General features: G+C 29.1%; 26 protein-coding genes and 3 pseudogenes. 20 read left to right on the top strand and 9 right to left on the bottom strand.

The window, feature by feature from the left end:
* Positions 1–12 precede the first annotated feature (12 nt).
* The 13 genes and pseudogenes from DJ007_RS03380 (at position 13) to DJ007_RS03325 (ending at position 9013) form a co-directional block, all read left to right on the top strand.
* A complete protein-coding gene (locus tag DJ007_RS03380; protein ID WP_129408338.1) occupies positions 13–1947 on the top strand; it encodes a methyl-accepting chemotaxis protein in 1935 nt (644 codons plus the stop codon).
* Positions 1948–1960: 13 nt separating this feature from the next.
* Positions 1961–3349: a chemotaxis protein CheW gene (locus DJ007_RS03375; RefSeq protein WP_165973981.1), complete on the top strand. Its 1389-nt coding sequence runs from the start codon at positions 1961–1963 to the stop codon at positions 3347–3349.
* A complete protein-coding gene (locus tag DJ007_RS15400; protein WP_206076062.1) occupies positions 3330–3797 on the top strand; it encodes a response regulator in 468 nt (155 codons plus the stop codon). The genes DJ007_RS03375 and DJ007_RS15400 overlap by 20 nt, the downstream gene beginning before the upstream one ends.
* A gap of 14 nt (positions 3798–3811) precedes the next feature.
* Positions 3812–4398: pseudogene (locus DJ007_RS15395) on the top strand (CheB methylesterase domain-containing protein).
* The gene (locus tag DJ007_RS03360; RefSeq protein ID WP_129408335.1) at positions 4385–4657 is read left to right on the top strand and encodes a hypothetical protein; all 273 of its coding nucleotides are present in this window, start codon (positions 4385–4387) and stop codon (positions 4655–4657) included. The pseudogene DJ007_RS15395 and the gene DJ007_RS03360 overlap by 14 nt, the downstream one beginning before the upstream one ends.
* On the top strand, positions 4609–4962 hold the full coding sequence (locus tag DJ007_RS03355) for a hypothetical protein (protein ID WP_165973980.1): 354 nt from the start codon (positions 4609–4611) through the stop codon (positions 4960–4962). Before DJ007_RS03360 ends, DJ007_RS03355 begins: the two co-directional genes overlap by 49 nt.
* A 29-nt stretch (positions 4963–4991) precedes the next feature.
* A complete protein-coding gene (locus DJ007_RS03350) occupies positions 4992–5549 on the top strand; it encodes an HD-GYP domain-containing protein (protein WP_129408333.1) in 558 nt (185 codons plus the stop codon).
* Positions 5527–5862, top strand: coding sequence for a response regulator (locus DJ007_RS03345; RefSeq protein WP_129408332.1), 336 nt, complete (start codon positions 5527–5529; stop codon positions 5860–5862). Before DJ007_RS03350 ends, DJ007_RS03345 begins: the two co-directional genes overlap by 23 nt.
* 65 nt (positions 5863–5927) lie before the next feature.
* Complete coding sequence (locus tag DJ007_RS14535; protein WP_165973979.1) at positions 5928–6080, top strand: hypothetical protein; 153 nt, start codon at positions 5928–5930, stop codon at positions 6078–6080.
* 328 nt (positions 6081–6408) lie between these two features.
* Positions 6409–7299 (top strand): hypothetical protein, encoded by an 891-nt coding sequence (locus DJ007_RS03340; protein ID WP_129408331.1) that lies wholly within the window; start codon positions 6409–6411, stop codon positions 7297–7299.
* Positions 7300–7318: 19 nt separating this feature from the next.
* A complete protein-coding gene (locus DJ007_RS03335) occupies positions 7319–7672 on the top strand; it encodes a hypothetical protein (RefSeq protein WP_129408330.1) in 354 nt (117 codons plus the stop codon).
* Positions 7673–7794: 122 nt separating this feature from the next.
* The gene (locus DJ007_RS03330; RefSeq protein ID WP_165973978.1) at positions 7795–8409 is read left to right on the top strand and encodes an HD-GYP domain-containing protein; all 615 of its coding nucleotides are present in this window, start codon (positions 7795–7797) and stop codon (positions 8407–8409) included.
* Positions 8410–8422: 13 nt separating this feature from the next.
* The gene (locus tag DJ007_RS03325; RefSeq protein WP_129408328.1) at positions 8423–9013 is read left to right on the top strand and encodes a hypothetical protein; all 591 of its coding nucleotides are present in this window, start codon (positions 8423–8425) and stop codon (positions 9011–9013) included.
* 25 nt (positions 9014–9038) lie between these two features.
* Here the strand turns inward: DJ007_RS03325 and DJ007_RS03320 are convergent, their stop codons facing one another.
* The 8 genes and pseudogenes from DJ007_RS03320 to DJ007_RS03285 all read right to left on the bottom strand — a co-directional run bounded on the left by DJ007_RS03320 (position 9039) and on the right by DJ007_RS03285 (position 17223).
* The gene (locus DJ007_RS03320; protein WP_129408327.1) at positions 9039–9824 is read right to left on the bottom strand and encodes a carbohydrate ABC transporter permease; all 786 of its coding nucleotides are present in this window, start codon (positions 9822–9824) and stop codon (positions 9039–9041) included.
* A gap of 89 nt (positions 9825–9913) precedes the next feature.
* Positions 9914–10738 carry a carbohydrate ABC transporter permease gene (locus tag DJ007_RS03315; RefSeq protein WP_129408602.1) on the bottom strand — a complete coding sequence of 275 codons (825 nt, stop codon included), beginning with the start codon at positions 10736–10738 and terminating at the stop codon, positions 9914–9916.
* A 130-nt stretch (positions 10739–10868) separates the two neighbouring features.
* Positions 10869–12068, bottom strand: a complete 1200-nt coding sequence (locus DJ007_RS03310; RefSeq protein ID WP_129408326.1) for an ABC transporter substrate-binding protein — start codon at positions 12066–12068, stop codon at positions 10869–10871.
* Positions 12069–12292: 224 nt separating this feature from the next.
* Positions 12293–13492 carry a hypothetical protein gene (locus tag DJ007_RS03305; protein ID WP_129408325.1) on the bottom strand — a complete coding sequence of 400 codons (1200 nt, stop codon included), beginning with the start codon at positions 13490–13492 and terminating at the stop codon, positions 12293–12295.
* Positions 13489–14488, bottom strand: a pseudogene (galT, locus tag DJ007_RS19875) (galactose-1-phosphate uridylyltransferase). Before galT ends, DJ007_RS03305 begins: the two are co-directional and overlap by 4 nt.
* Before the next feature lie 9 nt (positions 14489–14497).
* A pseudogene (locus DJ007_RS03295) lies at positions 14498–15957 on the bottom strand (glycogen synthase).
* Positions 15958–15981: 24 nt separating this feature from the next.
* Positions 15982–16602: an MBL fold metallo-hydrolase gene (locus tag DJ007_RS03290; RefSeq protein ID WP_129408324.1), complete on the bottom strand. Its 621-nt coding sequence runs from the start codon at positions 16600–16602 to the stop codon at positions 15982–15984.
* 12 nt (positions 16603–16614) lie between these two features.
* Entirely contained in the window at positions 16615–17223 is a 609-nt protein-coding gene (locus DJ007_RS03285; RefSeq protein WP_129408323.1) for a CBS domain-containing protein, read from the bottom strand.
* 103 nt (positions 17224–17326) lie between these two features.
* Between DJ007_RS03285 and DJ007_RS03280 the strand changes: the two genes are divergently transcribed.
* From DJ007_RS03280 to DJ007_RS03270, 3 genes are read left to right on the top strand one after another with little or no spacing between them, the layout of a single operon-like run.
* Complete coding sequence (locus DJ007_RS03280; protein WP_129408322.1) at positions 17327–18202, top strand: DegV family protein; 876 nt, start codon at positions 17327–17329, stop codon at positions 18200–18202.
* Between the two features lie 4 nt (positions 18203–18206).
* The gene (locus tag DJ007_RS03275; protein ID WP_240739238.1) at positions 18207–19073 is read left to right on the top strand and encodes a DegV family protein; all 867 of its coding nucleotides are present in this window, start codon (positions 18207–18209) and stop codon (positions 19071–19073) included.
* 14 nt (positions 19074–19087) lie between these two features.
* Positions 19088–20323, top strand: coding sequence for a replication-associated recombination protein A (locus DJ007_RS03270; protein WP_240739237.1), 1236 nt, complete (start codon positions 19088–19090; stop codon positions 20321–20323).
* Here DJ007_RS03270 and DJ007_RS03265 read toward each other — a convergent pair.
* Positions 20320–20556 (bottom strand): S4 domain-containing protein, encoded by a 237-nt coding sequence (locus DJ007_RS03265; RefSeq protein ID WP_129408319.1) that lies wholly within the window; start codon positions 20554–20556, stop codon positions 20320–20322. The genes DJ007_RS03270 and DJ007_RS03265 overlap by 4 nt on opposite strands.
* Before the next feature lie 150 nt (positions 20557–20706).
* Between DJ007_RS03265 and DJ007_RS03260 the strand changes: the two genes are divergently transcribed.
* The 4 genes from DJ007_RS03260 (at position 20707) to DJ007_RS03245 (ending at position 25718) form a co-directional block, all read left to right on the top strand.
* Positions 20707–21732 (top strand): ABC transporter ATP-binding protein, encoded by a 1026-nt coding sequence (locus DJ007_RS03260; protein ID WP_129408318.1) that lies wholly within the window; start codon positions 20707–20709, stop codon positions 21730–21732.
* Positions 21732–22895 carry an ABC transporter ATP-binding protein gene (locus tag DJ007_RS03255; RefSeq protein ID WP_129408317.1) on the top strand — a complete coding sequence of 388 codons (1164 nt, stop codon included), beginning with the start codon at positions 21732–21734 and terminating at the stop codon, positions 22893–22895. Before DJ007_RS03260 ends, DJ007_RS03255 begins: the two co-directional genes overlap by 1 nt.
* Positions 22896–23027: 132 nt before the next feature.
* Positions 23028–24656, top strand: coding sequence for an ABC transporter substrate-binding protein (locus tag DJ007_RS03250; RefSeq protein ID WP_206076060.1), 1629 nt, complete (start codon positions 23028–23030; stop codon positions 24654–24656).
* A gap of 84 nt (positions 24657–24740) precedes the next feature.
* Positions 24741–25718, top strand: a complete 978-nt coding sequence (locus DJ007_RS03245) for an ABC transporter permease (protein ID WP_129408316.1) — start codon at positions 24741–24743, stop codon at positions 25716–25718.
* Positions 25719–25730: the final 12 nt, after the last annotated feature.

Genomic DNA, 25730 nt, shown 5'->3' with positions numbered 1-25730 from the left:
GGAGGAAATAATATGAATGATAAAAGATTGTTAATTCCTGATTCACAAAAAAAATCAACCTTAAAACAGATAAATGAAGAAGAATTAAAAAAGAAACGTGAGGAAGCAAGAAAGAAAGCCATGGAAAGAGCCAGGAAGCAAACATATTTAAAAAGACAGGCAATAGCGGAAAATCTGACATCTTCTTCTGAAGAGTTATTAGCTGCAGTAGAAGAGTTAGGGTCAAGTGTGGAAGAGCTTTCGAAGGCGATGATGCAAATTACTTCAGGAACCGAACAAATATCCAATTCCATACATGAAATAAGAGCAGCAATATATCAGATAAACAAAAATTCAGAGGGCATAAAAGAATCTGCCAACGATATTCTATATGAAACTGATAAATCTCAAGTTCAGATATTACAATCAATTAATAGTGTGGAAGGACTTATTAATTCCATCAACAATACAATAGAGTTTAATAAAGAAACCAATAATAATATTCAAGGATTAAAAATAAAATCAGAAAAAATAATTGAAATAATAAATTCTGTTGTATTAATTGCCGATCAAACAAATTTATTATCTTTGAATGCAGCAATAGAAGCAGCAAGGGCAGAGGAATATGGAATTGGTTTTGCGGTTGTTGCAGAAGAAATAAGGAATCTGGCAGAAATATCAGAGACCCATGCAAAAAATATAGGAGTATATATAAACGAATTAAAAGAAAATATGGATTATGTGATGAAAAGCGTTGATAATCTCAATAACTTTTTTGAAAATCAGGAAAATCTTGGAAAGGAAATAAGTAAAGCCTTTGAATTTTTAAAGAATAATTTTGATAAGATAAAGGAAAATATCTTAGAGGAAATAAAGATAATAAATACTTTTGCGGACTTATCAGAAAAGTATTTAGCTTCTGCAGAAAATGTTGTAGCTCTTTCAGAACAGGTTTCAAGAGAATCTGAAGAGATATCGATTTCTCTTCAGGAAGAAGAAAGAGCTTTTGCAGATATCAGTATATCTGCACAAAATTTAGTTGATGTATCGGAAAAAATATTAAATTCAACAGAGGATAAATCAACATTGGAATTATTAGCAACATCAATTGATGAACTATTTGGGATTATCGAAGAGACATATAATGGAACAGAAAGTATTAAAGTTCATTTATCACAATTGGAAAAGATTTCATCGGTTTTTTCTGAAGAAATGGATAATATGAATAATATTGTTTTCGATTTTGCAGAATTATCCCATAAATTACAATCAATGAATAATGAAGATGAAGAATTTTTAAAGAAGATATTTGAAGATATAAAAGAAAATCAGGAAAAAGTAAATAGATTAATTGATAATATTGGAATAACTGGTTCAAAATTCTCAAATGTTTATGAAAATATAAAAAAAATATCTTCTAATTTCAGGCAAATGGATAAAACGATATCGAAAATGGAAAAAATGGCGCTTCAAATAAATATGCTTGCTGTAAATGGTTTTATTGAAGCTGCAAGATCAGGAGATTATGGTGATGGATTTAAGACGGTGTCAACCGATATAAGAAATTTATCCATTACATCTGAAGAAAATCTTGAATCAATAAAGAATGTACTTGATGAAATAGATGAAAATATAAAAAAATCGGAAGAGAATACTTATGAAAACCAAAAACGCGCCTATTCAGAAGCTTTAGAAGCCAAAACAACGATATATGTTTTAAAAGAATTGGAAAAAGCTTTAAATGAATTATTGAATAAATATAGTTCTAATATGCATTCAATTTCTGAAATTGCAAGTGCAATTGAACAATCAAAGAGTGCAGTCGAACAGGCTCAAAGTGCTGTTGAAGAATCTTTTGCATCTATTGAAGAAGCATCGAGAGCATCTATTGAACATGAAAAGGGTATAAATGAAATGTTAAATGTGATAAAGGAGATTATGACTCAATCTAATGAATTACAGTTTTAATGAGGTGTTTTTTATGAATTATTTGGTTTTTGAAATATATAATCAGGATTATTGTGTTTCTATGTTTAAAGTTAAGGAAATTATCAATATGAAAAAAATAACCAGAATACCTCTTTTCCCTGAATATATACAGGGCTTAATAAATATAAAAGGAGAAATAATACCTGTAATTAATCTCGGGAAACGTTTTGGTTATAATGGTGAAATTAGACAATTTTCTAAAATAATTATTATTAATGAAGAAAAACCTTTTGGAATAATCGTTGATAAAACAAAAGGAATATTAAATGAGATTGAAGAAAAAATTGAATCTAAATCCACATATATAAATTCTATATTAAAGAAAAAAAATAAAGATTATATATTATTGGATATAGAAAAATTGATTGATATAAAAAAAACAAACACAAACACAATCAATATAAGCAAAGATAGAAGAATAATAAAAAAATTATCAAAGAAGGCAAATAAAAAAGTTATTATCTTTGGAATAAATAATGAAAAATATGGATTTATAATAAATGAAATACAGGAGATAATAAAATACATTACTCCAAATAAAATTCCAAAAATGCCACAATGTGTTAAAGGAATTATTTCAATTAAAAATGAGTTCATGCCTGTAATTGATTTAAATGAATGTTTATATGGTAAAGAAACAATTATTACTGACTTTACCAAAATAATTATAATGAATGTTAATGGAATAAAAGCAGGTTTTATTGTTGATAATGTATATTATTTATTGAGTTTTCCTGAAATAAAAAAAATACCATCTATTCTAAGAGAAAATAAAAAATTTCAAGGCTTTTTAAGATATAAGGATATGTCTATAATGATCTTGAATCCAGGTTTTATGATAAGTGATGATATAAAGAAATTAAATAAAAAAAGCAAAAAGATAAAATCTGATATAAGAATAAAAGAAAAAAGAGAAAAGTATGTGTTATTTGATGTGGAAAATGAAAAATATGCAATAGAAATAAATTCTATTGTTGAAATTAATAGAATAAAGGATATTACAAGAATTCCAGAAGTCCCTGATTATATCAGAGGATTTATGAATTTAAGAGGAGAAATAATACCGCTTATAGATTTAAAAAAAAGATTTGGAATAAATAAAGAAATAAAAATAACAGAAATTTCAAGAATGATAGTTGTATCAATTGAAGGGAAAAAGATTGGATTCCTTGTTGATTCCGTTACTGAAATTATTCAAATGAACTTTGTAGAATTTAAATCTGAAAATGAATTTGTTAAAGGTGCTGGAGAATATAATGGAGAATCAATATTAATTCTTGATTTGAAAAAGGTATTGAATAAAATTGAATTAATTAATATAAATAAGAATATTAGCAATAAATCAAAAATAAAAAATCGAGGTGATCATTATTTCTATTAATATTTTAATTGCAGATGATTCGCCTTTTACAAGAAAAATTTTAAAAACACTTATCGAATCAGATAAAAGATTTAAAGTAATTGATATAGCAAGAGATGGAATTGAAGCAGTGGAAAAAGCAAATGAATTAAATCCTGATGTAATATTGATGGATATAAAAATGCCAAATATGGATGGATTAACAGCATTACAATATATTCTTGAAGAAAAAAATATTCCTATTATTGTTGTATCCTCGCTTGGTGAAAGAACATCTATTATAGCTTATGAAGCTTTGGAATTAGGAGCATTTGATTATATTCCAAAACCAGATGATTTATATTATTTGAAGGATGAATTAATAAAAAAAATCTATGCCGCTTATTTGTTTTCTATTTCTGAAAGTGCAAAAAAAGAATTTTTTTCTGAAAAAGAAATTTCTCTTGAACCAAAAAAGAAAAAGAAATAACAACATCGGTAAGCTTGGATTATTTTGCGATAGCTATAGGTATTTCTACTGGAGGCCCAAGAACTATATATGATGTATTACCAAAACTACCTGCCGAATTAAATGCCGCTATATTTTTAGTTCAGCATATTCCACCGCAATTTACAAAAACTTATGCAGAAAGATTGGATGCAAATTGTGAGTTAAAGGTAGTAGAAGCGCAGGACGATATGGAAATAAAACCTGGATATGTATATGTAGGACGTGGTGGTTATCATTTAAAAGTAAGAAAGGGATTAAAAAGTGCAAATATACATCTTTCAAAAACTCCACAACATCTATTTATGCCTTCTGTGAATATAATGATGGATTCTGTATTATCTGCTTTTGGTAATAAAACAATTGGAGTGTTAATGACTGGTATGGGAAATGATGGAGCTAAATCTATGGTTAAAATAAAAAATCTGGTGGTTACACAATAGCAGAATCTGAAGAAACTGCTGTGGTTTTTGGAATGCCTGCGGAAGCTATTAAATTAGGAGGAGCACATAAAATACTCCCATCATATAAAATAGCTGATGAGATCATAAAAAAGGTTGGTTTAAGGAATGAAAGAGGATAAAAAATATGAAGAATTAAGGATGCTTGAAGAAGAGCTTGAAGCAGCTTATGAACAACTTGAATACTCATATAAAGAACTTGAAGAAATAAATAATAGATTTATTAGAGTGGTTGATTTAATTTCTAATATATCTTTAGATATATCTATGGAAAATTATTTTAATAAGATATTATCAGCTTTTATAGAACTATTGCCAGAAATAAAATACGGTTGTGTATTGAAAAAGAAGATAAAGTTTTTAGGTTTATTTCTATCTTAGGACATAGTAAAAAATTGCATTATAATGCGGCTATATTAAATAAAGAATTTGAAAATATAGAGTTGGTAAATAATTTCTATGAAAGATATATAAAAAATATAAATATTTTTAAGGAAAAAATAATAAAAGTAAATAAGAGTTTGATTATTCCAATGAAAACCTTTGCTTTACATGGATATATAATATTGGATTTGTTAGAAAGCGATTTTAAACCATATGAACTTGAATTAATAAAAACAATAAGTAATATAGCAACTACATTCTTAATGTCAAAAGAATTATATAATAATCAAAAAAGTTTTTAAAAAACACTGCATTTGCATTTTTAAAAGCCGTGGATTTTTATGATCCGTATACAAAGGGGCATTCTGAAAGAGTATCGTATTATGCAACATCATTAGCTAAAATAATAGGAAAAGAAGAAATAATAAATGATCTTTTTCTCGCAAGTGCTCTTCACGATATAGGAAAACTTTCTATACCTCAGAGTATTTTATTAAAAAATAAAAACTTAACTGAAGAAGAATATAATAAAATAAAAGAACATCCAGTAAAAGGCGAGGAATTGGTGAGTTCATTTGAAGGATTTGAAAAGATTGGAAAAATTATCAGACATCATCACGAAAGATATGATGGAAATGGATATCCTGATGGATTAAAGGGTGAAGAAATTCCATTTGAATCGAGAATAATAACTATAGCGGATTCATTTGATGCAATGGTTACAGCCAGACCTTATAGACAAGCATTTTCAATTAATTATGCTATAAATGAATTGAAAGTTAATAGAAGAAAACAATTTGATCCACATTTAACAGATGAATTTATAAAATTTTTGAAGATAAATAGATTTTTGAGGAGGTATAATTATGGGAAAAATATTGGTTGTTGATGATGATATGGTTATCAGAAATGTATTAAAAAAGGTTTTGGAAAAGGCAAAGTATGATGTTGACTTAGCTGAAGGTGGTAATAAAGCAATAGAAATGATAAAGAATACAGAATATGATGTCATTTTGCTTGATATAATAATGGAAGATTTAGATGGTATAGAGGTATTAAGAAAGGCAAAAAAAATATCTCCTTTAACAACAGTTGTGATGATGACGGCATATTCAAGTCCTGATTATGTTTTACATGCGCTTACTCTTGGGCTACAGATTTTATTGAAAAACCGTTTGAACCAGAAAAGATGCTTGGTATAGTTAAAGAAAATGTAGAAAGGGTAAAAAGATGGAAAACATCGTTAGGCCTGTTGTGAGGTGGAAAAATGAATTTTATATCAAATCTCACATATAAGGAGTTTGATGAATATATAAAACATATATTTAATAGAATAATTGATAAATTAGACGTTGACTCAGGTTCATTACTTGTACTAAATTTAAATGAAGACATAATATTTAAAATTGAAAAAATTTAAAAATAGATATAAAAAATATTTCTATTGGAAATATTGATAAGCTGGTTTTAGAAAACAAAAAACCGGTGATAATAAATACTGAGGATTTATTAAAATTGAATATTAATGAAAAAAAGAAAGATATAATATCTTCCATAATTTTTCCTCTCTATTTCAAAGATAAATTAATTGGAATAATAAACTTAAATAGAAAAAGGAAAGATTCGTAGAAGAAGATTTAAAGTATTTATTAAGTGAAAAAATATACCTATTACCACCCATATATAATATAATATTACTTGAAGAAATACATAAAGAAAAGGAAAGGTTTAAAAATTATGTTTATGTTATGGAATTGATTGTAGAAGCCTATTCAAAAACAACAACTGTTGTGGAGTTTATGAATGAGATTGTTCAAAAAATGAAGAAAAAGTTTGGTATTACCATAAGTTTTATTGAACATACAGTTCCCACAAAAAAAGGATTGATAAAGGTTGGAGATAGATATTTTGAAATTAAATATGATTATGAATATGATGAAGATATTGTAGAAAAAATAAAAGTGTTTTTTGAAAAAATATTATTGATCAAGCATGCTGAGGAATTGAATAAGGTTTTAGAAAATTATTCCGACCTTGCAAAGGAAACGTTATTAATGAACTTCGTCTCATGGGATTTAATTCAGGAAATAAATAGTGCATTAACCTCTTTGAATCTTATAACCTTCTTTTTTGAAGAACAGCATCCGGATATGGCAAATGAAATAAAAAAATCAATTGAAAGAATAAAAAATGCAGTGTTAAAATATAAGTTAAGATTTTATAATGATGATAGCATAGAAGTAATTGACTTAAAAGATGTGCTTAAGGAAATAGAAAAAAAGATAGTATTTTTAGAACCCAATATTCAATTTAAAATAAGTTTTGAAGCAGAAGCCCTCATATATGGATCAAGAAAAATTTTTTTAAATGCATTATTGAATGTTATTGTAATGACATTAAAACATTTGAGCTTTAACAAAAAAAATGAATTTGATATTCACCTTTATTTGAAGGAGAAGTATTATATTCTTGAAATATTCTGTAGTTTACGTTCGTGCCAGATAAATTCGGATGATTTTGAAAGATCTATTAAAATTTCTAAAACTATGCTGGAAAATTATCATATTGTTTTTGATTATTATTGTGAAAATGATGGAAATATTACTTTTAAATTAAAAATACCAGCAAAGTCGGAGTAATCCATAATATTTCAAAGAGGTGATTAAAATATTTAATCTTGAAATTATAAAAAGAGCTATTAATATATTTTCAAGGACATTATTTCAAAATCGTGAAGTGTTTATAGGACTTGCAGTGAATTTAGAAGGCACAAGCTTTCTAAATATATTTACTTTTGATAATTTAAATAAAGAATATTTCGAATATTCAGAAGATGTTGTTTTTGAAGTTCCAAAAAAAATGTATGATGTATTTGAGGAAAAAAGAGAATCTAATTTCAGGGTTACTTTTTCCAATGAATTTTCATTTTTGATTAATAATCGTTTTGATAATTTTATTATAAAAACAATATTATTACCAGAAAAGGAAAAAATTATGGTTTTTTTTATTTAATTTCTAAAGATGAGATATTATTTGATAATAGAGATGTATTCTCAAGATTTATATCTATATTTGAAAAGAATATAGATGCAGTTTATTTTAACAAATATTCAAAATATTCTATAAACGCTTTTGTGAAAAATTACCTAACACTTCTTAAAAATCATTCTGAAGTTTTATATGAGCATTCTTTAAGAGTAGCAGATTTATCAAATATTATAGGTAGTTTATTGGGATTAGATGAAGATATTTTATATAGATTACAGATAGCTTCATTTATTCATGATATTGGATATATATGGTTTTCTGAAAAAGCTCTTGCAGAGCATATGGAATCATTAAATGAAAAAGAAAAAGATCCATTAATAAGCATTCATTTAAAAAGACTTGAAGAAATGTTTTTTGGAAATGTTTTAATGAAGCCTTATGTGGATTTAGCATTAAATCATCATGAAAATATAGCAGGGACGGGACATTTTAAGAAAAAGGTTCTGACTTTAGAAGATAATATCTTAATAATATCCAATTATATAGATGAAAATATAGTTCTTTCAGGAAAACAGGAAACCGAAAATATAATTGAATATCTGGAAAAAAATGCCGGGAAATTATATGATAAAAATGTTGTTAATGCTGCTATTGAGGCATTAAAGATATATTATACAGAATTTGATAATGGGAAATTTTCAGGATTAGCCTTGAAATCAAAAACAATTAATCTAAGATATGAAGGATTAGGGAAGAATTAATTGAAATGACGGGATGGTAGAAAAAGTTATTGGAGATATATTATATGTTAATGTAAGAACAATAGATCAAATTAATATAGGATCAGTGTTAAAAATAAAAATAACAACAAAGGATTTTCCGCTGATAGCAAAAGCTCAGGTGATATTAAAAAATCCCTATGGCTACGTTATAAAAATTATTGAAAAGAAAGAAACAAAAAAATCCAAATTAAAGGTTTTCTGGAATTTTGAATTTTTAATAGGTCATAAAAATGAAATTACTCCGCTATTAAAGGAAAAATTAACTCCTGTTATGTGGAATGTTTTAAAATCAAAAATGAAATCTGCAAGATGTAAAGTTTTTGGAGCGGAAGGGATAATTTTTTCTATACTTCAAGAAGATGATGTATTTAAGCAGGATGATGTAGTTATGATATTCATAGAAGAGTTTGGTGAAAAATTATTTATTCCAGCATCATTGGTTTCAAAGAAAAAACTTTTATATCATAACGAATATGAAGCGAAATTTTTTGAATTACCAGAGAGATTGCAGTCTGCAATATACAGGATAATTTTTAGAAGACAGTCATCTATTAGAAAAATGGGTTCTATTTCTGAATTATAAAATCCCCATCCAAGGGGATCTTTTATCAGCCCTTTACTGCGCCAGCGGTTAAACCAGCAACTATTTTCTTCTGGAATATTAAGACAAGAATAACAAGTGGTAATGTAACAATAACAGCGGCAGCCATTAATTGTCCCCAGGGTAGCTCATAGAACGTTTTACCAGAGAACATGGCTATTGCTACAGGAACTGTATATTTTTCTGGTAATTGCATAAAGGTTAATGCAAATAAAAATTCATTCCATGCAGCTATAAAGGTCAAAAGACCTGTTGTTACAAGCCCAGGAGCAGATAATGGAATAATTATTCTCCATAATGTCATAAATTTAGAACAACCATCTATAGCGGCAGATTCTTCGATGGATACAGGAATATCTTTAAAGAAATTATGTAATATCCATGTTGTTAACGGTAAATTTAAAGCTATATATGGAAGAATTAAACCTTGATAAGTATTTATTAGTCGCATACTTCTCAATATCTGGAATAAAGCACCCAGAATAGATACTTGCGGAAACATACTTACAGCTAATATTAAAGACATTATTGCAACCTTTCCAGGCATTTTTAATCGTGCAACAGCATATCCTGCAAAAGAACCAAATATTAGTGATAATATCGTTGTTGCACCGGCTACGATGATGGAATTAAGTATGTTTTTATAAAATGGTCTTTCAGTAAATACCAGTATATAATTTTTAAATGTTGGGTGTTTGGGAAATAATTTTATACTTTTTGAAAATAGCTCTGAATTAGGTGTTATTGAAGAACTAATAGCGTAATAGAATGGAAATATATAAAATATAAGCATTATGATAACTAATATATATAATAAGGTAGCTCCGATTCTTTTTTGGTTTTATATGATTTAATAAAAGTCATATTTAAGCCTCCCTCTGATCATTCAAACTTTAAGTTTAATGATCTCATGTATATTATTGCGAAAATGCTGATTATAAGGAATATAACAACAGAAATGGCAGAACCATAACCGAACCATGCCCCAGTAAATGCTCTATCCATTAAAATATGTCTGTTATAAACAGCTAATGTTTCAACGGATTTATTCATAATATAGAAAATATCAAATACTCTTAAAGCGTCTAATGTTCTAAAAATTAGTGCGACAGCTATTGTAGGGCTTAAAATAGGTAAAGTTATTTTTGTAAATTGTTTCCAGCCTGATGCTCCATCTATTCTGGCTGCTTCATATAATTCAGAAGGTATTGTTTGCAATCCCGCAAGCAATAGCAAAGCCATAAAAGGAGCTGTTTTCCATACGTCTACAGCAATTATTGCCATCATGGAAGACCATTTTTCACTTAATATAGGTGTTCCTGGTGCTAACCAGCCTAATTTATATAATATCTGGGCTACAATTCCATATTGATCGTTATACATCCATTTCCACATCTGTGAGGAAACAGAAGTAGGAACAGCCCAGGGAATTAATATAGCAGCCCTAACGAGGCCCCTTAATGCAAATTTAGCATTTAAGATCAAAGCAGTAGCCAATCCAAGAATAAATTCTAAAGTAACAGAAATAAGTGTAAATATCAAGGTATTCCATAAACTTGTCATAAATCTTGCGTCATGGAATAATCTTACATAATTATCAAATCCTATGAATCTTTTTAGAATTCCAGGCCTTAAGCCAAATGAAAAGAAACTATCCCAGAATGTTTTTAATAATGGGAAGAATGCTGTGATGAAGATAGCCAACATGGCAGGCAAAACTAACCAGAAGCCTAACCATATTTCTTTCTTTTTGTATTTTATTTTTATTTTAGTGCTCAAGATTTCCAACCTCCTATTTTTAAAGCCGGGGTTGCCCCGGCTTTTATTTTAGGAAAAATTATTGACCTGTAATCATTTTTAATTCAGATTCCAAGTCTTTTAAAGCCTTTTCTATATCAACTTTGCCCAATAAGAAGTCATGAATATGTCTTTGAATAGAATCTGAAACTTCTGTATATAATGGTGTAATAGGTCTTGGTTCTGCGTTGATAAATACATTATAAAGTTCAACCATGAAAGGAGCAGCTTCTTTTAATTTTGGATCTGAATAAACAGCTTTTCTTGTTGGATTTTGACCAGCATTTATTGCTTTGTATAATTGTTGATCATATGATGTTAAGAATTTTATAAATTTCTTTGCAGCATCTTTTTCTGCAGCTGAAGAGTATCTGTTAATTGCTAACATCCAACCACCCAATGTAGCTGAATGTCTTCCGCCTTCAATGTCGCCTTTTGGTAATGGAGCGACACCGATTTTACCAGCAATTTTTGATTGTTTTGGATCATTAGCTAATGACCAAACATATGGCCAGTTTCTTAAGAATACTGATTCACCATTTTGGAAAGGTCTTCTTGTTTCTTCTTCCATGTAAGTTAAAACACCTTTTGGAGCAACACCATCATCAATAAAGCTCTTTAACATTGTTAAAGCTTTTACCAATCTTGCATGGTTGTCAGGGTCGCCTATAATAACTTTTCCATTTGCATCTAAGAAGTCTGCACCGTATGAATGTACAAATTCTGCAACGTCACAAACTAAACCTTCGTATTGATTTAATTGGAATAACATACCGTTTATTTTTTCTTTTGATGCAATATCTGCAGCAACTTTCTTTAATTCTTCCCATGTTTGTGGAACATCATAACCATATTTTTTCAATAAGTCTTTTCTGTAATATAATAAACCAGCATCTGTAAACCAAGGAATAGCAACTATTCTTCCTTGAACTGTTCCAGATTTTACTGTTCCAGGTAAGAATTTGTCTAATTCAAAGTAATCATAGTCATTTGTTAAATCTTCTACAAATGGAGCAAATTCTGCAGGCCATATAACATCAATCATTAAAATATCTGGATCTGATGTCATAGCACCCAAATATGTAACATATAAGTCATGTCTTGCAGTTGAACTATTTGGCATAGGTAACAATTGAACTTCAATATCAGGATAAATCTTGTTGAACATCTTGATTTGATTCATTAAAACTTCAAGTTCTTTACCAACAGCACCAGCTGCCATAGTGATTTTTACACTCATCCCATAATAGCCATTAAAATAACCAAGGATAATACCAATAGCTTCTTCATGCTAACACCCTCCCTTTCATTTTGCGCAACCGTTTTCGTTAATTTCTAAAAACAACTTCTTTTCAATTATAACACAAATTTTAAAATAAAAAAATTCCCCTATAAAAGTTTATAGGGAAAATCACAATAAATTTAAGAAAAAACGACTTAATTTAAGTTAATTTCATTTAATTATCAAAATTCAGCAATAACACTAAATTCTATTTTATCTTTGAATTCATCATTGGCGTTGTCATAGTATTTTGTATATAGCATAAATAAACCATTTGATATTGGATATCCAACAGAAACTTCTGCGGATGTATTTTTGTCTAAGAGATTTTTTAATTCTGATAATGTTGTCATAGGTTTATAATATTTTCCTACAATGATTAATGGGAACTGTTTTGAAGGAATTCTTGCATATAATGATCCGTTTAATTCTGGATTTACAACTTCAAATTCTGTAGTCAAATCATAGTTTAATCTTGCATTAGCAGATAACAAACTACCAAGGTTTATTTGTAATTCACCTATTCCACCAAGTCTTGTTGTATCATAAGATAATAGTTCATTGTAAGTTTCAGCATCTTCCAAATTCTTTTCATAATTAGCATTTACAAAACCAAGCTTATAATATGGCATTTGATATACAACTGGCAATGCTTTAAGTGTGATAATACCAAGATTTAAAATTCCACCAACACCAGCTCCATAACCTGTTAATGACGTAGAGTCAAATGAAGAATTTATATATCCAACTTCACCACCAAGTCTTAAAGCTTTTCCGCCAATATATGCTGATACACTACCTAATAAATCCTCTCTTAACGGTTTAACTTCATTTTTTGGCAAGGTTTTTCCAGCAAAAGTTTCAATATTTATAAAACCTAATTTTGTTCTCAATATTCCATAATATAAATAAGCAGTTTGACTATAGGAAAATGGCATTATTGAGTCTAAAGAATATGGGGCATGAACTTCTACATTTGCAACTGGTGTAATAATACCTAAATCTAACGCATTTTGATAATTGTTTGTATAATTATACATTAACATACCAAGTCCCATGGTTTTTGGGAAAGACATACCATATCTAAAATATAAAGGACCAACTCTTAATTTTAAAAGGTTGATTGTTAATCCGTTTAATACATCTGTTGATTGTTCCATTCCAGGTTTTCCATAATATAAAGAACCACCAATTTCTGTTTGATATGCATTTAATCCCAAACCAATTCCAAAGTTTTGATTTTCAAATACGCCAGTTATAGAATAAGTTAAATAATCCTGTCCATTTTCTTTAATGGTATTAAAATAAGGTCTTACATAAAATGATGAAAAAGCTGAAATAGCAAATGCAACTACTAATAGTAACATCAATGTTTTTTTCATAATAATCCCTCCTCTAATGATTTTAGATTTTGTGCAGCATTTTCTGGTGATACTGAGTTAATAAAAAACCCGATCCCATTCGAAACCAGCTGCATTTGTAAGGCGTGGAATGATTTCCATATGCCAATGATAATAATTATTTTCAATATTATCGAATGGAGATGTATGTATCATATAGTTGTAAGGTATGTCGCCCAATAGAATATTTAATCGTAATAATGTAGTTTTTAGAATTTTAGCGAAATCCTTTACTAATTTAGTATTCAGATTACCAAAATTTGAATTATGATTTTTTGAATTATCCACGTTTCATATGGAAAACGTGGTGCAAAAGGCTCAAAAGATATAAAACTATCATTTTCTTCAATAATTCTAATTTTTCTTTCTTTTTCTTGCTGAATAATATCGCAAAAGATACATCTTTTTTTATATTATAATAAGTTTTAGCTCCTTTTAGTTCTTCCTCTATAAATATTGGGATAATAGGAGTTGCAATTAATTGAGAATGAGGATGCGATAAAGAAGCACCGGCACTTCTACCATAATTTTTGAAAATTTGAATATATTTAATTTTTTTATCTTTTTTATTTCATTAAACCTTTGTAAATATGCCCATATGATTTCTTCAACCTCAAAATCAGACATATAAGCAATTTTGGAATCATGGTTTGGAGTTTCTATAATAACTTCATGATATCCATAACCTTCAATTGAAAAATACATACCATTTTTTGTTAATATTGGTGGAATATCCTGGGTAACAGCGGGAAATTTGTTTGGAACAACCCGTAACCACCAATTTTCGTCATTTGGCTTGGAATTTTCAGGTTTAAATGCGAGGATTTCTGGTGGAGTTAAGTGCTCATTTCCTTTGTCAAAAGGGCAAAATGCATTTTTGGAGACAGAGGATATCATTTTATCTATTGGTCTATTTGATCTTTCGGCTGCAATAATTACCCATCTATTTGTAATGGGATCTTTTCTATATTCAGGCATAATTGCCTCCTAAAATCTTTTTTTTACTAATGCTCTTTTGTAAATATGTAGATATTCATCAGCCGATTTGTCCATGAAAAATCTTCATTCATTGCATTAATAATGAGTTTTTTCCAACAATTATTATTTCGTTTATAAACATGAAGAGCTTTTAATATTTCTATTAATAGATTAGAAGATGAATACTCATAAAATCCAAAACCAGTTCCCAATCCATTATCACATGAAAATTCTTTGACTGTATCTGCCAATCCACCAGTATATCTAACTATTGGAATTGTGCCATATCTCATTGCATACATCTGACCTAATCCGCAGGGTTCATATTTTGAAGGCATTATGAACATATCACTTCCTGCGTATATTAATTGGGCAAAATTTTTATCGAACATAATGTTTATGGAAAGTTTTTCTGGATATTTATCACGATATTTTATTAATAGCTCTTCATAACGCTTTTCACCAGTTCCGAGAATCACAATTTGAATATCAAGCAATGTTAAATAATCAAGTATTTCAGCAATTAAATCTATACCTTTTTGTTCAACAATTCTCCCTATAAAACTTATTACAGGAATTTGTTCATTTTTGGGGAGATTAGATTTTTCTTGAAGAGCCAATTTGTTTTTTATTTTATTTTCTAAGTTTTCTTTATTGAAGTTGTATGGAATAGTTTTGTCTGTTTCAGGGTTAAATTGATTATAATCAATGCCATTTAAAATTCCATATAAATCATCATTTCTTACTTTTAACACCCCATCAAGCTTATATCCATATTCATCTGTTTGAATTTCTTCCGCATATGTTTTACTTACTGTATTAATTATATCGCTGAAAAGTATGCCACCCTTTAGGAAATTAATCTGTCCAAAAAATTCCAATGCATCTATATTGTATAAATATCCTGGTAAACCAGCAATACTTAAAATTTCTGGAGAAAATATTCCCTGATAACCGAGGTTATGTATTGTTAAAACAGATGAAATTCTGGAAAGAATTTCATCATCTCTATAATTGTTTTTTAAATATACCGGTATTAATGATGTTTGCCAATCATTAATGTGAATTATTTCAGTATCTGTTAAATTATTTTTTACGAATGTAAGAACACAATCTGAGAAATAAGATGTTTGGTGTTCTTTATTAGGATATTCATAAACATCTTTGGTTGAAAATAAATTTTCATTTTTAATTAAATATATGGGTATATCGGTCTCTGGCAGATGAGATTTAAAAACAGAAAAAGGATATTTAAAAGAATGGCTAAAAGGATATAATTCATCAACAACTTTTTCCAGGGGTAATGCATATTTCTGGATATTTTCTTCAACTACTTTATGAAAAGGCATTATAACACTTATTTTATCTACCTTATTTTTTAAATATTTAGGCAATGTACCAGCAACATCTGCCAATCCACCGACTTTAGCAAACGGATCAACTTCATAAGAAACAAATACAATATTCACTTTTCTCACCACCCTCTTATTTTTTCATCCTCTTTTCATTTTGTACGGTGTATCATGAGTAAAAATTATATAGTCTGATTTTTCCGTCCATTTTTTTACAATTTCAGCAACCTTGTCTGTTCTTAAATTTCTCATTATATCGTAAAAGTCTATTTTCGTCATACAAATATCACCTGGTAAAAAAAGATTTCCCATATTTTCAGATTTAATAAATAAAGAAACATGTTCTTTTGAATGGTAAGGAGTATAAATAATCTTTATTGAATCAAATAATTCTTCACCGTCTTTAAATGTTTCAACACGTCCCTCCCATGAGTCAATCATTTGTTGATATGCCTGACCAATTAAAGGACCAAATTTTCTATAATTTTTACCTTTATAATTTTCATGAATTCTAATAGTTGCATTAGGGAAAAAGATAGAATTATAAGCATGGTCAAGATGTACATGAGTTAATACAATATCTGTAATATCTTCTGGAGCAATATCAAGATTGGCCTCAATATCTTGAATTACATGAATATGACTTGGATCAATTAATATTTTTCTTTCATTGTTTTCTAATAAAAAAACTGAAGAAAAAGTTCCATGAACTCTACCAGTTATAGTCAATAAACCTCCATCCAGAATAACTTTAAAATTCACATTAATACCTCCTTATGCTTCTTCATATATGCCATCATATTCAATATTATTTTTGTCGAGTATAATAGAAACGGTATTAACATCCCTTAAGGATAGTTTAATAGATAACATTCTTCTATTTTCGTTTATTTTGCATGTGGTCATTGAAAGTATATTTAATTCATTATTACTTATTGTTTCAACAATTTTTCGTAATTCTCCAGGTTTATCGTTTAAAGTAAGGATAACCTTTGTTCCGGGTTCATCAAGTGCTGTTATACTCACCATTGCCTGAATTAATTCATGAAATCCAAATAAGCCAACAGGTTTCATATCATAGTCAACAACAGGTAATATTTTATAATTTGTTTCTAGCATTGTAAGAAGAACATCTTCAACCAGATCATCCTCATATAAGAAATCTTCTATAGGTTCAAAAACATCTATTAAATAATCATCACTATTATACTCCCTTAATATTGCAATATCCTCTCGACGTATGGATGAAAGAAGAGTTCCATTTTTTCTGGTTATTAAAATGATTTCAATATCTTTTTCAAAAAATAATTTTATTGCGTCATCTACTGTATTGGTTATTCGCAAGGTTTCAAATTTATTTCTCATCCATAATTTAACATACATTAAAAATCCTCCCTTTTTCTTTTATTATATTATACACCAAAATGGGTAAAAATTGTGCTATAATTAAGATATCAAAAAAAATTTCAATTTTTGGGGGATAGTAGTGGAAAAAATAGGTATTATTGTAGACTCCGGCTGTGATGTTCCTCAGGATATTATAAAAAAATATAACAATATTGAAGTTGTTCCTTTAAGAACTATAATTAACAACAAAGAATATGATGAAGGAACATTTTCTGAAGAGTTTCTTTTTGAACATCTTGATGAAAAAATTACAACATCTTTACCGAAACCGGAAAATGTAAAATTAGCAATTGAAAATATGATTGAAAAAGGATATAATAAAATTATTACTTTAAATATTTCAAAAAATTTGAGCGGAACATATAATCTTTTTAAAATGATTTCAGAAGGAATTATGAAGGAAAATGAGGAGATTGAAATTGCAAATATAGATACGTTAAATATCTCAATTGGTTCTGCCTTGATAGTGCATAAAACCGCGCAATATGTTGAAGAAGGAAAAAGTTTTAATGAAATTATTAATTTAATACAAAGAGATATAGAAAATGCTACAGTTTTTTATGTGGTTCCAACATTAAAATATCTTGCTCGTGGAGGTAGAATTGGTAAAGTTTCGGCGATGTTAGGCCAAATTATGAATATAAAGCCTATTATTTCTGTTAACGATGAAGGAATATATTATACTGTTTCAAAAATACGAGGTTTTAATAAATCTGTTGAAGCATTGTATAATGAAGTTCTAAAATATATTGGAAATAATAAATTTATAGCTGGTGTTGTTATTAGTGGAAATGGAGAAAAGGTAAAAAAAATGCAGGAAATATTAATTTCCAAATTAAAATCCTTTAGTAATTCGATAGACGTTTTTAAGGGAAAAGTTTCAAGCACTTTGTCTGTTCATACTGGCCCGGATCTAATAGGTATAGGTGTATTAAAACTAAGCAATGGAGGATGATATTGTGGAGAAAATAGGTATTATTGTGGATTCTGGAACAGATATTCCAAAACATATAATAGAAAAATATAATATAAAGGTAGTACCTTTAAGAATTGTTATAAATGGTAAGGAGTATGAAGAAGGAAGCATTAGTGAGGAATTTTTACTTGAAAGACTTGATGATAGTGAAGTAAAAACTTCTTTACCGAACCCAGATTCAATAGTTAATGCTATTGAAAGCTGTATAAATGAAGGCGCAAAAAAGATTATGACATTCAATATTTCAAGTAATATGAGCGGAACATATAATTTATTTAGATTAACATCTAATAGTTTAAAGGAAAAGTATCCTGATGTTGAAATAGAAAATATAGATACATTAAATATTTCTATAGGAGCAGGCATAATCGCTTATAGAGCAGCTAAGATGATTGAAGAAGGAAAAAGTTTTGAAGAAACAGTTAAATGGTGTAATGAAAATAAGAATAAATCAAAGGTATTTTTTGTAATACCTTCTTTGAAATATCTTGCAAAAGGTGGAAGAATAGGAAAGGTTTCAGCTAAAATAGGGGAATTATTGAACATAAAGCCAATAATCTCAATTAATGATGAAGGTATATATTATACAATTTCAAAAACAAGAGGATTTAAAAGATCATTTATAAAGGTTTATGAAGAATTTTTAAAGTTTGTTGATGAAAAAAAGCATATGGCCGCAATTTATATTAGTGGAACCTCTAAGGAATTTGAAAAATTACAAAAAGATTTTTATAAAAAGGTTTCAGATTTAGAACATTCTATTGAAGTAATAACAGGGAAAGTATCCAGTACCTTACTTGTTCATTCAGGTCCAGATATGTTTGGAATAGGAACATTAATTATAGAGTGAAGAGAGGAATGAAGGTGAATAATGTCCCTTTATATGAAAAATTGAGGCCAAAAAGATTAGATGATGTTTTAGGCAATGAAAAATTGAAAAGTATTTTAAGAAACTGGATTTTAAAAAGCAAAATAAAATCTTTTGTTGTTTATGGTCCTCCCGGTTCTGGAAAAACAACTATTATTTCGGCATTTTTAAATGAGCTGGATAATAAAAAATATGAAATACATAAGATTTCAGGTGCGTTAGAAGGAGCAAAGACATTAAAAAGTATTATAGCTACTTCAGAAACACCATTGTTTAAAAAACAAACAGTCTTATTTGTAGATGAAATACATAGGTTAAATAAATCCGAACAGGATGTTTTATTACTTCATGTGGAAAAAGGAGATTTAATATTGGTGGGTTCGACTACGGAGAACCCATCATTTTCTATTAATCCAGCTTTATTATCGAGAATATTAATGTTTGAAATAATACCATTAAATGCTGAAGATATAAGTGTTTTATTAAAACGTATAAAAGATATATATCCTGATGATATAATTTTTGCAGAAAATTTAAATTTGAGTTTGAAGAATTTTTTCGATTATGATATAAGAAGGATTGTTAATACAATTGAGGCATTAATCGATATGGGCATAAATGAAATAACAATTGAAACATTTAAAGAACTTGTTCCCTCTTTTGGTTACTCAAAAGAGGATAAATATGACGCTATTTCTGCTTTTATTAAAAGTATTAGAGGAAGTGATCCTGATGCAGCAATATTTTATCTTGCATATATGCTTGAAAATGGTGAAGATCCGTTATATATAGCAAGGAGATTAATGATTTTAGCATCTGAGGATATAGGACTTGCAGATCCAATGGCAATGAATATTGCAGTTTCTGCATTTCAGGCAACAAAAGAAATAGGTTATCCCGAATGTTTATATCCATTGGGTGAAGCCACTATATATCTTTCATCAGCACCAAAATCTAATTCAATATTGAATGCGTATATGACAGCAAAAAAACATATAAACGAAAAGTTCGAAATCCCTCTTAAATTAAGAAATCCAGTTACTAAATGGATGAAAGGTAAAGGTTATGGAAAAAACTATAAATATCCGCATGATTTCGGTGGTTTTGTTATAGATATGTATTTGCCTGATAAATTAAAAGAAAAGCAATTTTATACACCTAAAAATATAGGTTTTGAAAGCAAAATAAAGCAGAGGTTAAAGAAGTTATGGGATGGTTTTAAGAATTATTAGGTGTTTTTATTCTCAATTATTTCCTGTAATATCTCGATTTTATAGTCTTGCAGTACTTTGAAAATAATTTTTTTATTGTATAATAGGATGTTAATAACATCTCCGATTTTGACATCATACGATGGTTTTAATGGTTTATTGTTTTTCAATATTTTTCCAGATTTTGCTAATTCATTTGCAACAGTTCTTCTTTTTATTATTCTATTTGCTTTTAAAAATTTATCCAATCTCATTAAATTAAGGCACCTCCATGAAAAATTTTTCAATAATGTGAAATAAAAAGAAATCTTAATACTTGACATACTACCTTAAAACAATTATAATATATTTAGCGGAAATAATCAATTACAATAAATTTAATTATAAATTATGAGGTGATAGAGTTGTCCGAGCCAGTTCTTATAGTAGAAAATTTGAAAACGTACTTCGATATAGCTGAAGGAACGGTAAAAGCAGTAAATGGAGTATCTTTTACCCTGAATAAAAATGAATCTCTCGGTGTTGTTGGTGAAACGGGTTCAGGTAAAAGTGTAACAATGAAGACAATTATGGGGTTGATAAAAAAACCCGGTTATATACCAGAAGGTAAGATATTATTTCATACTGATGAATTTAGTAAGGATGGCAAAAAAGAATACATAGATCTAACCAAGTTACCGCCACATCAATTTACCAGAATTAGAGGACGACATATAGCTATGATCTTTCAGGATCCAATGACTTCTTTAAATCCGATGTATACAGTTGCTGATCAAATGATTGAAACGATAATGTATCATCAAAATGTTTCAGAATTAGAAGCCAGAAAAAGAGCCATTGAACTTTTAAGAAAAGTTGGAATTCCTAATGCGGATAAAAGAATAGATGATTATCCATTCCAATTTTCTGGTGGTCAAAGACAGAGGATAGTTATTGCTATAGGACTTTCATGTAATCCAGAGTTATTAATAGCAGATGAACCAACAACAGCTTTAGATGTTACTATTCAAGCCCAAATTTTGGAATTAATGAAGGATTTGCAGAATGAATTCAATACAGCAATGATATATATTACACACGACTTATCCGTTGTAGCAGAAATTGCGGATAAGGTTATGGTTATGTATGGCGGAATGCAAATGGAAATGGCTGATGTTAATACAATTTTTGAAAAACCAACGCATCCATATACGAATATGCTTCTTAACTGTATTCCAAGACATGATGCAAAAAAAGAAGACTTAGAACCTATACCAGGACAACCACCTATTATGCTTGATCCTCCTAATTTGTGTCCATTTTTACCAAGATGTCCAAGGGCAACAGATAGATGTAGAAAAGAATTAGCAGAGTTCAAAGAAGTTGAACCAGAGCATTTTGTTAGATGCTGGAATCCAGTTGCGGACACAAGAATGGAGGGAGATAAATAATGCTTTTGAGAGTGAATAATCTAAAAAAATATTTTCCTATAAAACATGGATTTATAGTTGAGAAAACAGTAGGATATGTTAAAGCTGTTGATGGGGTAAGTTTTTCACTTGATAAAGGAGAAACTTATGGTCTTGTTGGTGAATCTGGTTGTGGTAAAACTACAATTGGTAAAACAATATTGAGGCTTTATAACCAAACAGATGGAGAAATATTTATTGATGATAAAGATACCAGTTATTTTTTCATGAAAAGAAGCGAAGCAAAAGAATATTTAAGAAAACATTATATTGATATATTAAATAAAGAGACAAAGAAAAAGTCGGAATCGGAATTTTTAAGGGATTTGCCAGAATATAAAAAGACGTATTTTGAATTTCTTATTAAAAATGGTGAAAATAAATTTATAGATTTTATGCTTTCGGATTTGAAAGGTAAGAGAATGCATTTCAGAAGAAAAGTGCAGATTGTTTTTCAGGATCCAACCTCATCATTAAATCCAAGAATGACTGTAGGGTCAATTTTATCAGAACCACTATTATTCCATGGTATTGCTAAAAATAAAAATGAAGCATTTGATATAGTTAAAGAAATTCTTGTAAATGTTGGATTGAAAAAATATCATGTTGACAGATATCCTCACCAATTTTCAGGTGGTCAAAGACAGAGAATTGCTGTTGCAAGGGCTGCAATATTAAAACCAGATTTAATTATTCTTGATGAACCGACTTCAGCACTTGATGTTTCTGTTCAAGCACAAATTATCAAGTTATTAAAAGATTTACAGTCAGAGTTAAATGCAGGGTATCTCTTTATTTCACATGATTTAGGTGTTGTAAGATTTATTTCAAATTATGTCGGTATTATGTATCTTGGTAGAATGGTTGAATATGGTGATTCAGATGAGATTTTTGATAATTTTAAACATCCTTATACAGAAGCACTTTTAAACGCAGCACCAGTTCCAGATCCGAGAAAAAGAAGAGATAGAAAACAATTTATTATTAAAGGACAAGTTCCTTCTCCAATTAACAGACCAAAAGGATGTTTCTTTTCGCCAAGATGTAAATATGCATTCGAACCATGTTCAAAAAAATATCCGCCATATTATGAAGTGGGGAATAATCATTTTGTAGGTTGTTATAAATATGAACCAAAATCTTGAAATCAAGGGAGGGAGTAGCATGAAGAAGTTTTTAGTTTTATTGTTCGTTTTAGTTACAGCCCTAGCTGTGTTTGCTGAAACAGTAGATTGGGCAATTGAAGACGTTGCTGGAAAACCAGGGGTACATTGTTTTTGAGTACAACATCTGGACCAAAAACAATGAATCCAGCATGGGCACAGGAAACATCATCAACAGACATCATTGGATGGGTATTAGACACATTAGTACATTCATCCAATAAGGGTTTGGCAGAATTGCCAGGTTTAGCAAAGGAATTTTCTGCTAAAGTTACAGAAGATGGAAAAACAGTTTATACTTATGTATTAAGAAAAGGGTTAAAATGGTCAGACGGTCAACCATTGACAATTGACGATGTTATCTGGTCATTCGAAAAAATCTGGTTTGATAATGATATGACAGCAAATGGAAATGCTGGTTATATGGATTCAAATGATGCATTACCAACAATTAAAAAAGTTGATGATTACACAGTACAATTTATTTATAATTCAAAATTCAGAAGAGGTCATGAATCAATCGGATGGACAGAAATATTACCAAAACACGTTTTAGAACCATATTATAAAGAAGGTAAATTCAAAGAAGCATGGTCATTAGCAGATTTAAAATCAGTAGTTGCTTCAGGACCATTTGTTTTAAAGACATATAAAGAAGGCGTTAGAGTTGTATTAGAAAAGAATCCATATTACTACAGAAAAGATAAAAATGGCGTTCAATTACCATACTTAGATCAAATAGTTTATGTTATTGTTAAAGATTTAAACACAGAAAGATTAAAGTTCGAAGCTGGCGAAACAGATATTTATTCACCAACAGCTGAAGAATTCCCAGAAATTAGAGCAATGGCAGAAGAAAAAGGTTGGGTAGTAAGACAGGGTGGTCCAAACTTAGGATCAAACTTTGTAACATTCAACTTTAATGCAAAAGATCCTGTTAAGAGAAAATGGTTCAGAAATGATCATTTCAGAAGAGCTATAGCTTATGCAATTGATAAACAAACATTAATTGATGTATTATATAATGGTTTAGGTGCAGCATTATATGGTCCTGTATCACCATCATCAGGATTCTATAATCCAGCAGTTGAAGATTTAGGATTTAGATACTCATTGGCAAGAGCTAAGAGGGAACTTAAAAAAGGTGGATTTGTATTTAAAGGTGGAAAACTTTACGATGCTGATGGAAATCCTGTAAAATTTGAATTGACAACAAATGCTGGTAATAACGTTAGGGAAGAAATCGGTAATATCTTAAAAGAAAACTTATCCAAATTAGGTATTGATGTTAACTTTGCTCCAATGCAATTCAATGCATTAGTTGGAAAATTAGTAGCTACAGGTGATTGGGAAGCTGTTATTATTGGTTTAACAGGTTCTGTTGATCCTGCATCAGGATGGAATGTATGGAGATTAGATGGTGGATTACATTTCTGGAATTATTCTCCAGAAGTAAAACCAAAAATGTTTGATGATGAATTAAAAGCAGATTATGTTGTTCCAGATTATGAAAAGAGAATTGATGAAATTATGAGATTGCAAGTATCTGCAGTTGATAAAGATGAATTACGCAAATTATTTGATGAATTCCAGATGTTAGTAGCAGAACATCAAGTATTAGTATATACAGTTGCACAAAATTACTTAATTGCTTACAAAAAATCAGTTCATATTTACAATCCAGATCCTAACCCAGCAGCAGGCGTACTTTGGGCAGGATGGAATATCTGGAAAGATCAATAATTTATTATTCTTATTTTTATTGGGAGTGGGGGAAATGGAGATTTTTCTCCACTCCCTTTCAAATTAATGTGAGGAGGTCTTTTGATGCTAAAGTATATCCTTAGAAGAATTATTTTAGCCATACCTGTATTACTTGGTGTTTCGATAGTATCATTTATGATAATATCATTAGCACCAGGTGATTTTTTGGATTCTTATAGGCTTAATCCAGCAGTAAGTGCTGATCAGGTTAAGAATTTGGAAAAAAGGTTTGGTTTGGATAAATCACCAGTTGTTCAATATTTTATATGGTTAAAAAATATATTGAAAGGCGACTGGGGAGATTCATTCACATATCAGATTCCCGTGTGGGATTTAATATGGAGAAGAGTTGGAGCAACTTTATTATTGAGTATAACTACATTCATTTTTACCTGGGGGATAGGTATCCCGCTGGGTATATATGCGGCATTGCATCAATATAGTTTAGGAGATCAAATTGTTGGAGTTATAGGATTTATAGGTCTATCAATACCTAATTTCTTTTTTGCATTGTTATTTCTATTCTTTGCTGCCAAAACTGGCGGAAAGATTTTTCCAGTTGGAGGTTATATATCATTAGGATATGATTCATTTCCTGCATGGAAAAAGTTTTTGGATATATTATGGCATGTTCTTGGTCCTATGATTACTCTTGGTACTTCCGGACTTGCAGGAACTATGAGGGTTATGAGAGGACAATTGCTTGATGAGTTGAAACAGGATTATGTAGAATTTGCGAGAGCTAAAGGTATGCCGGAAAATGTTGTTATTTATAAACATGCTTTAAGAAATGCAATTAATCCTATTATTACAGCCTTGGGTTTTTCAATTTCAGGACTTTTGGGTGGAGCGGTTTTAACAGAAAATGTATTTGGATGGCCAGGAATGGGTCAATTGATTATTGAAGCGTTGTTGCAACAGGATATATTTGTAATAATGGCAGATATTATGTTAGCTTCTGTACTGCTTGTATTAGGTAATTTGATTGCTGATATATTACTTGCAGCTGTTGATCCAAGAGTTCGCTTGAGATTAGGATAATGGAGGGAAAAT

Origin of the sequence: Marinitoga lauensis (genome assembly GCF_004135675.1) — a bacterium.
GTDB lineage: Bacteria > Thermotogota > Thermotogae > Petrotogales > Petrotogaceae > Marinitoga > Marinitoga lauensis.
This window is presented reverse-complemented; position numbering and strand designations above follow the sequence as displayed.

Bases quoted from the DNA above. Each gene is read 5' to 3' on its own strand.
- DJ007_RS03310 (WP_129408326.1), bottom strand. From the start codon at position 12,068: ATGAGTGTAAAAATCACTATGGCAGCTGGTGCTGTTGGTAAAGAACTT.
- DJ007_RS03245 (WP_129408316.1), top strand. From the start codon at position 24,741: ATGCTAAAGTATATCCTTAGAAGAATTATTTTAGCCATACCTGTATTA.
- DJ007_RS14535 (WP_165973979.1), top strand. From the start codon at position 5,928: ATGAATTTTATATCAAATCTCACATATAAGGAGTTTGATGAATATATA.
- DJ007_RS03360 (WP_129408335.1), top strand. From the start codon at position 4,385: ATGAAAGAGGATAAAAAATATGAAGAATTAAGGATGCTTGAAGAAGAG.
- DJ007_RS03325 (WP_129408328.1), top strand. From the start codon at position 8,423: ATGGTAGAAAAAGTTATTGGAGATATATTATATGTTAATGTAAGAACA.
- DJ007_RS03340 (WP_129408331.1), top strand. From the start codon at position 6,409: ATGGAATTGATTGTAGAAGCCTATTCAAAAACAACAACTGTTGTGGAG.
- DJ007_RS03285 (WP_129408323.1), bottom strand. From the start codon at position 17,223: ATGTATGTTAAATTATGGATGAGAAATAAATTTGAAACCTTGCGAATA.
- DJ007_RS03375 (WP_165973981.1), top strand. From the start codon at position 1,961: ATGAATTATTTGGTTTTTGAAATATATAATCAGGATTATTGTGTTTCT.
- DJ007_RS03380 (WP_129408338.1), top strand. From the start codon at position 13: ATGAATGATAAAAGATTGTTAATTCCTGATTCACAAAAAAAATCAACC.
- DJ007_RS03305 (WP_129408325.1), bottom strand. From the start codon at position 13,492: ATGAAAAAAACATTGATGTTACTATTAGTAGTTGCATTTGCTATTTCA.
- DJ007_RS03265 (WP_129408319.1), bottom strand. From the start codon at position 20,556: ATGAGATTGGATAAATTTTTAAAAGCAAATAGAATAATAAAAAGAAGA.
- DJ007_RS03255 (WP_129408317.1), top strand. From the start codon at position 21,732: ATGCTTTTGAGAGTGAATAATCTAAAAAAATATTTTCCTATAAAACAT.
- DJ007_RS03345 (WP_129408332.1), top strand. From the start codon at position 5,527: ATGGGAAAAATATTGGTTGTTGATGATGATATGGTTATCAGAAATGTA.
- DJ007_RS03320 (WP_129408327.1), bottom strand. From the start codon at position 9,824: ATGCTTATATTTTATATATTTCCATTCTATTACGCTATTAGTTCTTCA.
- DJ007_RS03315 (WP_129408602.1), bottom strand. From the start codon at position 10,738: ATGTTGGCTATCTTCATCACAGCATTCTTCCCATTATTAAAAACATTC.